Raw genomic sequence first — 13,509 nt, 5'->3', positions numbered from 1 at the left:
CCGAGGCACACCTCACGGAGGAGCACATCGTGTCCACCATTGCTGCGCACCGCATCGGTCTCGTCGGTGCCGGTATCGCCTCATCGCTTTCACCCGCACTCCACGAACGTGAAGCCGCGGAACTGGGCCTCACCGGATATCGCTACGACCTGCTCGACCTCGACACACAATTCGTGCCGGTCGAGGACATCGCCCAGTTCGTCCGCGCCGCTGTGCGCAAGGGCTACACGGGATTGAACATCACCCATCCGTGCAAGCAACTTGTCATCCCGGTGCTCGACGAACTGTCCGACAACGCTCGGATGCTCGGTGCCGTCAACACCGTCGTCGTCCGTGACGGCCGGTTGATCGGCCACAACACCGACCACAGCGGGTTTCTCGCAGCACTGCAGCGCGGGCTTCCCGGTGTCGCACTGGACTCGGTGCTGCTCGTGGGGGCGGGTGGCGCCGGCTCCGCCGTGGCGTACGCGCTCGCCGCGGCGGGCGTGCGCGAGTTGAGGATCTCGGATGTCGACCCTACCCGCGCCGCCGATGTGTGTGTCCGCGTTGCAGCGGCGTTCCCCGCCGCGTCGATCGTGCCGGTCGCAGCCTCGGACGTCGCCGCGACGTTGCGGATGTGCCGCGGGGTGGTGAATGCGACACCGATCGGCATGACCGGACACCTCGGAACGCCCTTCGACACCGCCGCTCTGCGCTGTGATCACTGGGTCGCCGATATCGTCTACCGACCCCTGTGCACCGAACTCCTCACCACTGCAATAGAACTCGGATGTGACGTACTCGACGGTGGTCAAATGCTCGTGGCGCAGGCCGCCGACACGTTCGCATTGCTCACCGGAGTCACCCCGGACGCGAGCCGCATGCGCCGCCACCTCGACGAACTGATCGAGCAACGGGAGCTCGCTGCCGCAACCGTCGCCGGTCCGGCCGCACCCCCGACGACCGAGGAGATCCGATGACCATCCCCGCCTTCGCGCAACCGCTCGACCTCGGCTCGGTCCGGCTCCGCAACCGCTTCGTCTCAGCGCCGATGGAACGCAACTACTGCGCTCCTGACGGCAGCATGACCGACGAATACATCGCCTACCTCGAACGCCGTGCCGCAGGGGGAGCGGCACTGGTGTTCACCGAGGCCAGCTACGTGCGTGCCGACGGCAAGGGACGCATCCGGCAGATGGGCGTCGACGAGGACGACCGCATCCCCGGGATCGCGCGGATGGTCGAGACCCTGCACGCCCACGGCGCGCTCGTCGGTGTCGAACTCAATCACGGCGGCCGCACCGCACAAGGAGCGGTCAGCGGATTCGTACCCGTCGCACCGTCGCCGATCCCGTGCGCGGTGGTCGGTGGCGAGATGCCCGAACAACTCGACGACGCCGACATCGAGCACATCATCGAATGCTTCGGTGAGGCCGCCGCGCGGTGCGAACAGGCCGGCGTCGATGTGATCTCGCTGCACGGCGGACACGGCTATCTCATCCACCAGTTCCTCTCGCCCGCCTACAACAAGCGCAACGACAAGTGGGCCGAACCCACCTTGTTCGTCAACCACGTCATCGACATCGTGCGTGCCATGGCTCCCGGCGTGGCGCTGGGACTACGGTTCTCCGCGTTCGAAGGTGTCGACGGTGGCCTCGACGCAGCCACCACCCGCGACCGCATCGACGCGATCGACACCCATCGACTCGACTTCCTCGACGTGTCGGCGGGCAACTACGAAGCGGGCCAATGGATCATCCAGCCGGGCGAATGGTCCCAGGGACTCCTGGCGCCCTACGCTGCACCCTACACACGCGACTTCGACATCCCTGTCGGCGTCGCCGGTCGCATCAACACGCCCGAGGCCGCAGAACACATCATCGCCTCCGGTCAGGCCGATTTCGTGAGCATGGCCCGCACCCTGCACGCGGACCCGGAGTTCCCGAACCGGGCGCTCGCCGGCACCCGATATCGACCGTGCATCGCCTGTAACTACTGCATCGACAGTCTGGCAGCCGGGCCCGTCCCGTGCTCGGTCAACCCCTGGGTCGGCCGCGAACTCGACCAGCCCACCGAACCCGCCGCGACGCCGGTCCGAGTCGCGGTGATCGGCGGCGGACCGTCCGGTCTGTCGGTGGCACGTGAACTTGCCGCTGCCGGCCACCACGTCGACCTCTATGACGAACGCGACACGCTCGGTGGGGATTTCGCGCTGGCCTCGGATCTGCACGAATACCCCGAGTACCGCCGCATCATTGATTGGTATGTCGCCGAGCTCGCCGACCTGGACGTGGTGTGCCACATCGGCATCCGGGTCGACGCGCAGACCCTGGCGGCCGAGGATTTCGACGCGATCGTCCTTGCGACCGGCGGCAGCGGTCCCGCGCTGGATGTGCCCGGCCTGGACACTCGTCGCGTACGCGACGTCCGCGAGTTCCTCGCCGCCGGTGAACCGGCGCCTGTCGCGGTCACCATCTTCGGCGCCGACCGCGAAGCTGCGGCCGTCGCCGACGACCTGGTGCAGAAGGGTACCAAGGTCGTGATGATCGGGCCGCAGGAGACGATCGCCCACGACGTCGGCCGCCGCGCCAAGATCGTGCTCCTGCCCCGGCTGGCTGCGGCCGAGAACTTCACCGCCTACCTGTCGTCGATTGTCACACGCATCGAGAAGGACTACGTGGAGGTTTCCACGAACGGCGAGGTGCACACGGTGCCCGCGCCGGGTGACCTCCTCGTCTCCCAGGGCATCGAACCCCGCACCGACCTGCTCACCGCCCTGCGCGGACTCGCACCCCGACTCGGTGTCCACAGCGTGGGTGACGCGAGTGGCGACGGCGGATCCATCCACGCTGCCAACGTCACTGCCGCCGACGTCGCTTCCCGCATCACCGCAGCTGCAGACACCCGCGTGGAGGTTCTCGCATGACCACCGACACCACCACAGTGACGCACCGCGACGCCGTACGCGCGGCGCTGCCGCCCATGGGTCTGGGCACCTGGCCACTGGTAGGGGCGGAGGCGACGAAGTCCGTGCTCAGTGGTATCGAGGCCGGCTACCGACTGATCGACACCGCATCCATCTACGGGAACGAAGACGCCGTCGGTGTGGCGCTGGCCGAATCCGGCCTGCCCCGCGACGAACTCTTCGTCACCACAAAGATCCGCGGCAACGATCAGGTGTCCGGCAACGTGCGCGGTGCGCTGGAGCGGAGCCTGGAGAACCTCGGACTCGACCGTCTCGACCTGTATCTGATCCACTGGCCGCTGCCCCGGATCGACCGGTATTCGGCGACCTTCGAGGCAATGCTGGCGTGTCGCGACGCGGGTCTGGTCCGCTACGTAGGCGTCTCCAACTTCCTCGGTCATCACCTCGACCGGGCGGTCGCGGACACCGGAGAAGCGCCGGCAGTCAACCAGGTCCAGATGGATCCGTCGCTGGCTCGGATCTCGGTCCGGAAGGCGAACGACGCGCACGGGGTGCTCACGCAGTCGTGGAGTCCGCTCGGCCGCGGTGACGTGCTGGGCTCTCCCGTGGTCACCGAGATCGCCGCCCGGATCGGGGCGACCGCTGCTCAGGTCGTTCTGGCCTGGCACCTCGCGGCGGGCGTGGTGCCGGTGGCCCGGTCCGCGAATCCCGTTCGCCAGGTCGAGAACCTGGCGGCCGTGGACATCACGTTGACCGACACGGACCTCGCGGCACTCGACAGGCTGGATCGCGGGGAGGATGCGGCCCGCGACGTCGAAGCGGAGGAGCACTTCTGATGGCATCCCTGAGAGTCGGCATCGTCGGCTGCGGCAAGATCGCGGGCAACCATGCGCGGGCCCTGCAACAGGTACCCGGCGTCGAGGTGGTCGGCTGCTCCGACCTCGACCTCGATCGGGCCCGGGTCTTCGCCGCCGGGTACGGGATCGCGAATGCGGTCCGCACGGTCGACGAACTGATCGCCCTCGGAATCGACGCATGCACCGTCTGCACGCCGCACCCGGTGCACGAACAGGTCGTCGTCACCGCTGCCGAGGCCGGCGTCCACGTATTGTGCGAGAAGCCGATCGCCGTGGACATCGCCGCGGCCGACCGGATGATCGAGGCTGCCGACCGGGCGGGCATCACGTTCGGGGTGCTGTTCCAGCGCCGCTTCTGGCCCGCCGCCCGCCGGATCCGCGAGGCGATCGCCAACGGCACGCTCGGCACACCGACCCTCGGCGAGGTGTCGGTGATCCTGCACCGCCCGTCCGAGTACTACTCCGCGGACGCCTGGCGCGGACGGTGGGACACCGATGGCGGGGGCGTGCTGATGACCCAGGCCGTACACCAGATCGACATGCTGCAGTGGTTCATGGGTGAGCCGGCCTCGGTGAGCGGCCACATCCGCACCCATACCCACGGCGCGCACATCGAGACCGAGGACAGTGCGTCGGCCGTCGTCGCGTTCGCCTCCGGGGCGACCGCGACGATCACCGCGACCACCGGCGCGAACTACAACCTCGGCAACCGGGTCACCGTCATAGGCGGCACCGGCGCGATCGCCAGCGTCCTCGAGTTCCCCGAGGGCCGTGAAGGCGTCAACGAGATCTGGACGGTTCCGGGACAACTCACGCTCGGCACTCCGTTCTCGCCCGACGTCCACGCCAACCTGGACGTCGCCGACGTCAATGCCGGTCTCACCGACTTCCACACCCTCCAGGTGCAGGACTTCGCCGACGCCGTCCTCACCGGGCGTGAGCCCGCCGTCACCGGGCGTGATGCCCGTGCCTCCCTCGCGATCGTCGCAGGCATCTACGAGTCGTCCCGCACCGGACGCGTCGTCGACCTGCAGGCCACCGCACATCCCGCCATGAAAGTGAACCGATGATCACCCCCACAACACTCACTTCCACGTTCGACGTCGTCGTCGTCGGTTCCGGCGCGGGCGGCCTGTCCACCGCGGTCGCTGCCGCTCACGGCGGCGCTTCGGTCCTGGTCGTCGAGAAGGCCCAAGTGTGCGGCGGAGCCACCGCATGGTCCGGCGGCTGGATGTGGACCCCCCGTACCCTGTTCGCCCACGCGGACGGCGTGGTCGAGGACCGTTCCCTGCCGCGCACCTACCTGGAGAACCGGCTCGGCGAGAATTTCGACGCACGGAAGGTCGACGCCCTGCTCGACGGCGCTCCGGAGATGGTGGAGTTCTTCGAGACGAAGACCGCGCTGCAGTTCGTGCCAGGCGCGGCCATCGCCGACATTCACGGGGACACTCCCGGCGCGGGCACCGGACACCGGTCCGTCGGACCGAAGCCGGTGAGCCTGCGCACACTCGGTCCCGACGTGGCGAAACTGCTGCGCCGTCAGCTGTACGAGACGTCGTTCCTCGGCATGGGAATCATGGCCGGTCCTGACCTGCAGGCCTTCCTGCATTCGACGCGTTCGGCGAAGGCGTTCGCGCACTGCGCGCGCCGCGTCAGCACCCACATGCTCGACCTCGCTACCAAACGTCGAGGCCAGCAACTCGTCAACGGCACTGCACTCGTCGGTCGCCTGCTGCGCTCGGCGCTCGACGCCGGTGTCGAGTTCCGGGTGTCCACCGCAGCCACCGCACTCGTCACCGACGACGGCCGGGTGACCGGCGTACGCCTCACAGGACCCGAAGGGAAGTACACCGTCGTCGCCCGTCAGGGTGTCGTCCTCGCCACCGGTGGATTCACGCACGACCTCGATCGGCGCCGAGAGCTGTTCCCGCGTACACCCACCGGGCGCGAGCACTGGACCCTTACTCCGTCGACCACCACCGGTGACGGGATCTCGCTGGGCGAGTCGGTGGGCGGCCGGCTGGACCGCACACTTGCTTCGCCGGTGGCGTACTGTCCCGTCTCCCTGGTCCGATACCGCAACGGCAAGCAGGGGGTCTTCCCGCACATCATGGACCGCGCGAAACCCGGCGCCATCGGTGTGTTGGCGAACGGGCACCGATTCGTCAACGAAGCACTCGGTTACCACGACTACACGCTCGCCATGATCGAGCAGGTCCCCGAGGGTGAGGAGGTCTGCTCGTGGCTGATCGCCGACGCCCGCTACATGAAGTACTACCCCCTCGGGATGGCCAAGCCGTTCCCGATCCCTACTTGGCCGTACCTGCGTTCGGGATACCTCACTCGCGCGGCCACGGTCAAGGAACTCGCCGAGAAGATCGGTGTCGACCCGGACGGGCTCGACAAGACCGTCGCCGTCTTCAACGAGAACGCGCGGTTAGGGCGGGATCCGGAATTCGGGCGCGGATCGACCCCGTTCAACATCCGGTCGGGTGACGCCGACAACCCGTGGCCCAATCCGTCGCTGGCCCCGCTCGAGAAGGGGCCGTTCTATGCCGTGAGAGTGGTACCCGGCAGCTTCGGTACGTTCGCCGGACTCGTCACCGACTCGCAGTCCCGCGTTCTGGACTCCGGCGACGAACCCATCGACGGCCTCTACGCCGTAGGAGTGGACCAAGCAAGCGTGATGGGCGGTCACTACCCCTCCGGTGGTATCAACCTCGGCCCCGCCATGACTTTCGGCTATCTCACCGGCCGCCGATTTGCCTCGACCACAGGAGCCTCCCGATGACTGCACCACTCGGACTCGCCGCCCTCACCGTGCTGGACACCCCGCCGCTGGAGCACATCGACCTCGCCGAACGCCACGGATTCGACACCATCGGCCTGCGGCTGCTGCCGGCCGCGCCGGGCACCCCCGCCTACCCACTGCACGAGGATCCCACCGTGCTCGACGAACTCGTGCGCCGACTGGCGGATTCCCCCATCGAGGTGTTCGACCTCGAAATCATCCGGATCGGAGCCGATTTCGATCCTGGCCATTACGTGCCGCTGCTCGAGGCCGGGGCGCGGCTCGGCGCGAAAGCCGTCCTCGTCGGCGGCGACGACCGGGACCGGGCCCGGCTGACCGACTCCTACGCCCGGCTTGCCGAGCTGTGCGGGCACTACGGGATCGTCGCGAGTCTCGAATTCATGCCGTGGACAGCGGTTCCCGACGCGAAGACCGCTGTCGAGATCGTATCGCAGGCAGACGGCCCGGCGCGCAGCGTGCTTGTCGATGCGCTGCATGTGGACCGTTCGGCTACGACCGTCGAGGACCTCGCCGCGATCCCCCGAGAATGGCTGCACTATGCGCAAATGTGCGATGGCTCCGATCCTGTTCCGAACGACGACGGCGAACTGATCAGGCAAGCCCGTGAGGAACGACTCGTCCCGGGAACAGGGGGAATCGACCTACGAGGAATCTGGGCGACGCTACCGGATGGTCTCCCGGTGAGCATCGAACTACCCAACGAGCCGCTGCGACAGAGAATGGGGGACGACGCATGGCTCGACACGATCGTCAGCGCTACCAGAAGGATGATCACGCCGAAACTGACCGTGTGAGCCGGGTACTTGCCAGGGACGGATAAACCAGGCCCGGTCCCTCCGCAGATTCAGGTGTCGGTGAGACGGCGGAGAAGGTGCACGTGGCGATCGGCCGGTGCCCGTCGCGGGCAACTCGCGCATTTGTCGTTGTCCGTGAGGTAGATCAAGCAACACGACCCACGTCGGACGAAGCGCTCCGTGCGGGACTCGGTTTCGATGTCGACGAATCTCGGTGAGAGCATCGGCGGCACCGCAAGTGTGGCAGCAAGTGTGCACGCGTCGTCGACTCTACCCAGAGCGTGGCCCGCGGTAAGGGCACGATTGGCAACGGAGTCGGTGGCGACTGCCCACAGGGCACGAGGTGCCGCACCGGAAACCGCAGCGAGAGAATCGATCACCGACCCGTACGAGGTGGCCAGCGCCTCTGCATAGACAGCGGTGTCGTGCAGAATCCGCCGGGATCGGACGGCACCGAGATACCCGTTGTCGTGCAGGGTGCACTCGAGTTGTTGCAGCTGGGGATCGGGGGCGATGCCCTCGGCGCACAGCATGGTGACGGACGCGGCGACCATCGTCGAACTCGCCGAATACCACCACAAGGTGCCGTTGATACGCGGGTCGCTGCACCCCCATCGGCTGCCCGTGTCGGCGAGGCGTTCGGCGAGCCAGTCGTGATCGGCCATCCGTTCCCCGGAGAACGTCTCACCGAACAGATCGATGGTGCGGGCGAAGTCGCCGAGAACAGGCCTGATGCGCCTGTACGCCCCGTCGCGGGATTGCGAATCGAGACCGGTGTCAGCCATCGACGAGTCCGTACAGATCGAGGACCCGCCGGCCGCCGACGGTCCGTATGCGTCCGCGCACACCGAAGACGGTCTCGAGCAGGTCGGGGGTGAGGACGTGCTCGGGTGTGCCGGCATCGACTACCCGTCCGGCGTCGAGTACCGCGATTCGGTCGCAGTACTCGGCCGCGAGGCGTAGGTCGTGCAAGGTGACGAGCACAGCGAGGCCGTCGGCGGCGAGGGTACGGAGGAGTTCGAGCATGCCGAGCTGGTGACGTAGATCGAGGTGATTGGTCGGTTCGTCGAGGAGAAGTACCTGTGGTTCCTGGGCGAGTGCACGGGCTATCGATACGCGCTGACGTTCACCGCCCGACAACTCGGTGACGTCACGGTCTGCCTGCGAAGTGAGAGAGACCTGGGTGAGTGCGCGGGCTACCGCGTCATCGTCCTCGGTGCGGAAGGGTTCGAGCCATCCGCGTCGGGCGGAACGACCCAGTCGAACGGATTCCCGGACGGTCACACCACCGAAGGCAGCTGGTTCTTGTGTGCTCACCCCGATGATGCGTGCCACTCGACGGCGGCGCAGGGTATGAATGTTTTTGTCGTCGAGCATGATCGCGCCTTCGGTCACTGTCAGGGCGCGGTAGCAGGTACGCAGCAGGGTGGTCTTGCCGCTGCCGTTCGGGCCGACCAAAGCGAGCACCTCGCCGGGTGCGACGTCGAGATCGGCACCGTGAAGGACCGTGCGTTCCCCGAGTCGGGCCTGCACTCCGAAGGCACGTAGCCGGGTCAACGGCTGTCCTGACTGTATCGTCGCCACAACATGGCGATGAAGATCGGTCCTCCGACCAGTCCGGTGATGACGCCGATCGGCAGTTCGGTTGTGTTGCTCAGCGACCGCGCCAGGATGTCGGCGAGTACGAGAGCGACTGCACCGAGAAGGCCCGCGGTCGGGACGAGACGTGCGGCGTTGCGGCCGACGAGATAGGCGGCCAGATGAGGAACGAGCAGGCCCACGAATCCGATCGTGCCTGATACCGCGACGGCTGCGGCGGCCAGGAGTGACACGGCAAGCAGGATCAGGACCCGGAAACGTGGGACGTTCATCCCGAGTGCGGTGGCTCCGTCGTCCCCGGCGAGGAGCAGGTTGAGCCGCCGGCTGCACAGCATGATCGCGGTTCCGGTCACGATGAGCACCAGGGTCGGCGCGATGAGTGATCTCCAGTTGGCGTCGCCGAAACCACCAGCGAGCCACTGCATCACGGTGCCGAGTTGGTGCACGTCACCAAGCACCAGCAGTACGAAGGTGACGAGGGAGGAGAACACCATCGACAATGCGACCCCGACGAGAACGATCGCTGTCACCGAATGCGCGCGGAGGCTCACCACGATCGTCGCGGCGAGGGGGAGCAAGGCTCCGGCGAACGCAGCGAACGGCAGGGTGAAGATCCCGAGGGTGCCGGCGCCGAACCCGAGGACCGTCACGGTGGCGACTCCGAATCCGGCACCCGAGGACACCCCGAGAAGGTACGGGTCGGCGAGGGGATTGCGGGTCACGGCTTGTGCGACGGCGCCGGCGACGGCAAGAGCGGCGCCCACGACCGCAGCAGTCAAGGCACGGGGCAGGCGGGATTCGAACACGATCGCTTCGCGGGTCGCGCTCCACCATCGATCACCCCAGATGGCGTCGAGGGGAACAGGTGAGATCCGGTAGGCCACGATGGCCCATACGTCGCCGAGCGGGATGGTGATCGTGCCCAGGGACACGGCCGTGGCGACAGCGAGTGCGAGAGCGAGCGTGAGCAGCGTCAGTACCGTTCCGAGCGATCTGCGACGATCGCTTCTTCTCGGATCGTTACCTGTGGGTGACGGCGTGAGTGAAGGGGTCTCTGTGACCGTGCTCATTCGGCGAACGCTTCCGGATGAAGCGTTCGGGCGATGGTCTCGGCGGAGGCGACCATGCGGGAGCTTTCGAAGAAGTCATCGAGCGGGACGACGACGAAACGATCGTTGCGTACTGCCGGGGTGGTCGCCATGACGGGATGGTTTTTCAGGAATGCAATCTTGTCCGCAGCGCTGGTGGATCCGTAGTCGAGGACCACGATTGCCTCGGGCTGGCGTTCACCGACGACTTCCCAGCTGGTCGCGAAGTAGGGCTTGGGGCCCTCGGCGGTGATGTTCTCGACGCCTGCATATTCGCCGATCAGGTTGCCGATCCCGACCCCGCCGACGGACAGGGGCTCCGCTTCGCCGGAATCGTAGAAGAATGTTCGGATCGGTTGTACCCCGGCGGCGTCGAGGCGTTCACCGATCGCGCCGAGGCCGGCGACGATCCGTTCGGTCAGTGCTGCGGCCGACTCCTCGACGCCGAGGATTGCGCCGAGTTGCGCGAAGTCGTTTTCGAGCAGACCGATGTCAGGGAAGCCCTGGCCGCAGTATTCGGAGAACAAGAAGGTGGCGATCCCGGCGGCTTCGAGGCTGTCACGTCCGAAACCGTTCTTGTCGTCGAATGCGCTGCGCATGCCACCGATGATCAGATCGGGTTCGAGATCGAGGACCTGTTCGGAGGTCGGATACTCCTTCGCGAGCGACGGGATAGCGCGGAACTGTTCTGCAGTCTCGGGCAGTGGGTCGGGTTGTTCGCCGTAGCCCATACCGACGATGCGGTCGCTCACACCCATCTGAATCAATGTTTCGGTGACGTGGTCGTTCATCGAGATGATGCGCTGCGGGGGAGTGTCGAAGGTGGCGGTGCGCTCGCAGTTGGTGATGGTCACCGGTTCGGTGAACGATTCGGCGGCCTCGGCCTCTGCCGAGGTCGTACCGCGGGAGCATCCTCCCGACAGCAGCGCTGCGGATGCGATGGAGGCGAGCGCGATGATGCGGCGGGCTGAAGAGGCGTGGACGAGCATGGGACCTCGTGCTCTGCTCGGGTGATCCGGAGCCGGACCCACCACGGCAGCAGGCACCGAGGGGTGCACGAACTGCCCTGCTGGACTCCGTCTCGCAGACCACGGCGATGTATCGGAGTCGCGGACCTTCAGGCAGGTATTCGGGCTCACCGCCGGGATCGGCGGTCTACCGTTGCGGGTCAGCGCCGGGTTTCGACCGGACTTCCCCTGCTCTGGGTGTCAGCAACGTTCGCGTCATTATGCACGTTGTCGGCTCGGGTGGGCCACCCGCTGGGCTCGCGCTGCATGTCGGCGGCACCGGAATTCGACCTGCGGCTGGCGATGCATCATGGTGGTGTCGCCTTCCGGTCCGGCCCCGTCTCTTCGACAACGACATCGGTGAAGGCCCGAATCGACCCAGGATGCATCGTCGTTCTCGGACGGGGTTTCCCGTGAACGGAACAAATCATATTCCGTTAGGCTATCCTAACTCGCATGGGTAAGGGTCTGAACGGAGTCATGGTCAAAGCCTGGGGTGGCCGCGACTATCGACTCACTGTCACCTCCAGCGAATACGTATCCGACAAGTACATCCGTCTCGGCTTCACCGGTGGCGGACTGCTCGCCGATCACCCGGTGCACCCGACTCAATGGATCAGGCTCTGGATCCCCGACGAACGCAGCGACAAGCTGCACCACCGGGGCTACACACTGGTCGACCAGGACCCGCCCGGCGACCGGTTCTTCATCGAATTCGCCCTGCACGGCGGTCCGGCCTGCCGGTGGGCCGAACGCGCGGCGGTCGGCGACATGATCGACGCAACGGTGCTCGGCTCGAACTTCGCCCTGCCGGAGGCCGCTTTCAGTGAGTATGTGGTCTTCGGTGACACCGCCTCGCTGCCCGCCATCAACACCCTGCTCGATGCCATCGGTGACACTTCTGCGCGGGTGTGGTTGGAGTGGCAGTACGAGTCGGACCGACACCTGCCGGTGCGCAGCAAGCCTCACCACCAGGTCACCTGGTTGCAGCGGGTGGACGACGGCAGACTGCTGTGCGAAGCGGCGCAGGAGATGACCTGCCCGGGCGATGCCTTTGCCTGGGTGGCCTGTGACGGCCACACCACGCGCTCGATCGTCAGGACCCTCAGGCACGCTCACGGGCTGACTAAGACGGCCGTGAAGTATCAGGCGTACTGGAAGTAGTCGGCCGCGACGATAGCCCAACTCCCGTCATCGTGCGAGATGAGGACGGTTGCCGGGAAGGCACCTCCGCCCCGGCCCCGCCAGTGTGATCACCGGCGTGCCAGGGCAGGGGATCCCGCACGTGCTTGCGGGGGCAGGTCCGCTACTGCTCGTGCACGATGACGCCGCGAATGTTCTTACCGGCGCGCAGGTCCTCGTACCCCTTGTTGACTTCCTCGAGTGAATAGCGTGTCGTGACGAGTTCGTCGAGCTTCAACTCGCCCTGGTCGTACATACGCAGCAGTCGGACGATGTCGTATTGCGGGTTGGCCGACCCGAACAGCGTCCCCTTGATCGTCTTCTCGTTCAGCGTCAGATCGGCGCCGGACACGTGCACGGTCAGTTTGGTCGGATCGGCCAAGCCGGTGATAACGACGGTACCGCCCTTACCGATCACGGCGGTCGCAGCCGCGACCACCTCTTCTTCGACCGTACCTACCAGGATCAGCGCCTGGTCTGCGCCTTGGCCCCAGCTCAATTCGTTCACTTTCGCCGCGGCTTCCTCTGCAGTGGCGAAGGCGTGTGTGGCCCCGAACTTCAGCGCGGTTTCCCGCTTGAAGGGGAGTGGATCGACCACGACCACGTACCGTGCCCCGGCTTGCACCGCACCCTGCACCGCGTTGATACCGAGACCGCCGATGCCGTACACGACGACGATGTCACCGGCCCGGACACCGCCGGCGTACACAGCGGTCCCCCATCCCGAGGGGACGCCGCAGCCGACGAGAACCGCGGTCTCGAGAGGCAGCCAGTCGTCCACCCTGACAACCGAGTGCTGAGATATCGTGGCCCGCTCGGAAAATGTCCCGAGCATGCACATGGCACCGAATTCCAGCTCACCGGAACGGAATCTGAAACTTCCATCGGGCATCGATCCTTCCAGGATCGTGGCTCCCATGTCGCACAGGTTCTGCCGGCCGGTGGCGCAGTAACGGCAGGTCCCGCAGTTGGGGATGAAACTGCACACCACGTGATCGCCGGGCTTGACCTTCGTGACACCGGGTCCGACTTCCTCGATGATGCCCGAGCCCTCATGGCCGCCGACGATGGGATAGCGCGGCGGGAGATCGCCGTCGGTCAGGTGCAGGTCGGAATGGCACAGTCCCGCCGCGGTGTACTTGATGAGTACCTCGCCGGGCCCGGGGCCGTCCAGATCGAGTTCCATGATCTCGAACGGCTTTCCGGCCTCGAGTAGAACAGCAGCTTTGGTCTTCATATGTTCTCTCCTGATGAGTACGGGGTGC

12 protein-coding genes are annotated in these 13,509 nt (G+C 66.4%); 7 read left to right on the top strand and 5 right to left on the bottom strand.

Going from position 1 to position 13,509, the window contains the following annotated elements:
- The first annotated feature begins 26 nt into the window (after positions 1 to 26).
- The 6 genes from ACLBYD_RS15960 to ACLBYD_RS15935 are packed head-to-tail and all read left to right on the top strand — an operon-like array spanning position 27 to position 7,368.
- The gene (locus ACLBYD_RS15960) at positions 27 to 959 is read left to right on the top strand and encodes a shikimate dehydrogenase (RefSeq protein WP_447817235.1); all 933 of its coding nucleotides are present in this window, start codon (positions 27 to 29) and stop codon (positions 957 to 959) included.
- Entirely contained in the window at positions 956 to 2,905 is a 1,950-nt protein-coding gene (locus ACLBYD_RS15955; protein ID WP_447817223.1) for an oxidoreductase, read from the top strand. The genes ACLBYD_RS15960 and ACLBYD_RS15955 overlap by 4 nt, the downstream gene beginning before the upstream one ends.
- The gene (locus tag ACLBYD_RS15950) at positions 2,902 to 3,741 is read left to right on the top strand and encodes an aldo/keto reductase (RefSeq protein WP_447817222.1); all 840 of its coding nucleotides are present in this window, start codon (positions 2,902 to 2,904) and stop codon (positions 3,739 to 3,741) included. Before ACLBYD_RS15955 ends, ACLBYD_RS15950 begins: the two co-directional genes overlap by 4 nt.
- Positions 3,741 to 4,832, top strand: coding sequence for a Gfo/Idh/MocA family protein (locus ACLBYD_RS15945; RefSeq protein ID WP_447817221.1), 1,092 nt, complete (start codon positions 3,741 to 3,743; stop codon positions 4,830 to 4,832). Before ACLBYD_RS15950 ends, ACLBYD_RS15945 begins: the two co-directional genes overlap by 1 nt.
- On the top strand, positions 4,829 to 6,553 hold the full coding sequence (locus tag ACLBYD_RS15940) for an FAD-dependent oxidoreductase (RefSeq protein ID WP_447817220.1): 1,725 nt from the start codon (positions 4,829 to 4,831) through the stop codon (positions 6,551 to 6,553). The genes ACLBYD_RS15945 and ACLBYD_RS15940 overlap by 4 nt, the downstream gene beginning before the upstream one ends.
- The gene (locus ACLBYD_RS15935) at positions 6,550 to 7,368 is read left to right on the top strand and encodes a sugar phosphate isomerase/epimerase family protein (RefSeq protein WP_447817219.1); all 819 of its coding nucleotides are present in this window, start codon (positions 6,550 to 6,552) and stop codon (positions 7,366 to 7,368) included. Before ACLBYD_RS15940 ends, ACLBYD_RS15935 begins: the two co-directional genes overlap by 4 nt.
- Before the next feature lie 50 nt (positions 7,369 to 7,418).
- Here ACLBYD_RS15935 and ACLBYD_RS15930 read toward each other — a convergent pair whose 3' ends face one another.
- Genes ACLBYD_RS15930 through ACLBYD_RS15915 form a run of 4 tightly spaced genes read right to left on the bottom strand, consistent with a single transcriptional unit; the run spans position 7,419 to position 11,044 of the window.
- The gene (locus ACLBYD_RS15930; protein WP_447817218.1) at positions 7,419 to 8,153 is read right to left on the bottom strand and encodes a (2Fe-2S)-binding protein; all 735 of its coding nucleotides are present in this window, start codon (positions 8,151 to 8,153) and stop codon (positions 7,419 to 7,421) included.
- Positions 8,146 to 8,925 (bottom strand): ABC transporter ATP-binding protein, encoded by a 780-nt coding sequence (locus ACLBYD_RS15925; protein ID WP_085470708.1) that lies wholly within the window; start codon positions 8,923 to 8,925, stop codon positions 8,146 to 8,148. The genes ACLBYD_RS15930 and ACLBYD_RS15925 overlap by 8 nt, the downstream gene beginning before the upstream one ends.
- The gene (locus ACLBYD_RS15920) at positions 8,922 to 10,037 is read right to left on the bottom strand and encodes a FecCD family ABC transporter permease (protein WP_447817217.1); all 1,116 of its coding nucleotides are present in this window, start codon (positions 10,035 to 10,037) and stop codon (positions 8,922 to 8,924) included. Before ACLBYD_RS15920 ends, ACLBYD_RS15925 begins: the two co-directional genes overlap by 4 nt.
- A complete protein-coding gene (locus ACLBYD_RS15915) occupies positions 10,034 to 11,044 on the bottom strand; it encodes an ABC transporter substrate-binding protein (RefSeq protein ID WP_447817216.1) in 1,011 nt (336 codons plus the stop codon). The genes ACLBYD_RS15920 and ACLBYD_RS15915 overlap by 4 nt, the downstream gene beginning before the upstream one ends.
- 474 nt (positions 11,045 to 11,518) lie before the next feature.
- Here ACLBYD_RS15915 and ACLBYD_RS15910 point away from each other — a divergent pair, with 474 nt between their 5' ends.
- Positions 11,519 to 12,226, top strand: coding sequence for a siderophore-interacting protein (locus ACLBYD_RS15910; protein WP_447817215.1), 708 nt, complete (start codon positions 11,519 to 11,521; stop codon positions 12,224 to 12,226).
- Positions 12,227 to 12,368: 142 nt separating this feature from the next.
- On the opposite strand, the gene ACLBYD_RS15905 is transcribed toward ACLBYD_RS15910, so the two are convergent.
- A complete protein-coding gene (locus ACLBYD_RS15905; RefSeq protein WP_447817214.1) occupies positions 12,369 to 13,481 on the bottom strand; it encodes an NDMA-dependent alcohol dehydrogenase in 1,113 nt (370 codons plus the stop codon).
- Between the last annotated feature and the right edge of the window lie 28 nt (positions 13,482 to 13,509).

The sequence above is a fragment of the Rhodococcus sp. C26F genome (genome assembly GCF_053345925.1).
Note: the sequence above shows the minus strand (reverse complement) of the source record. Positions and strands in the feature narration are given on the sequence as shown.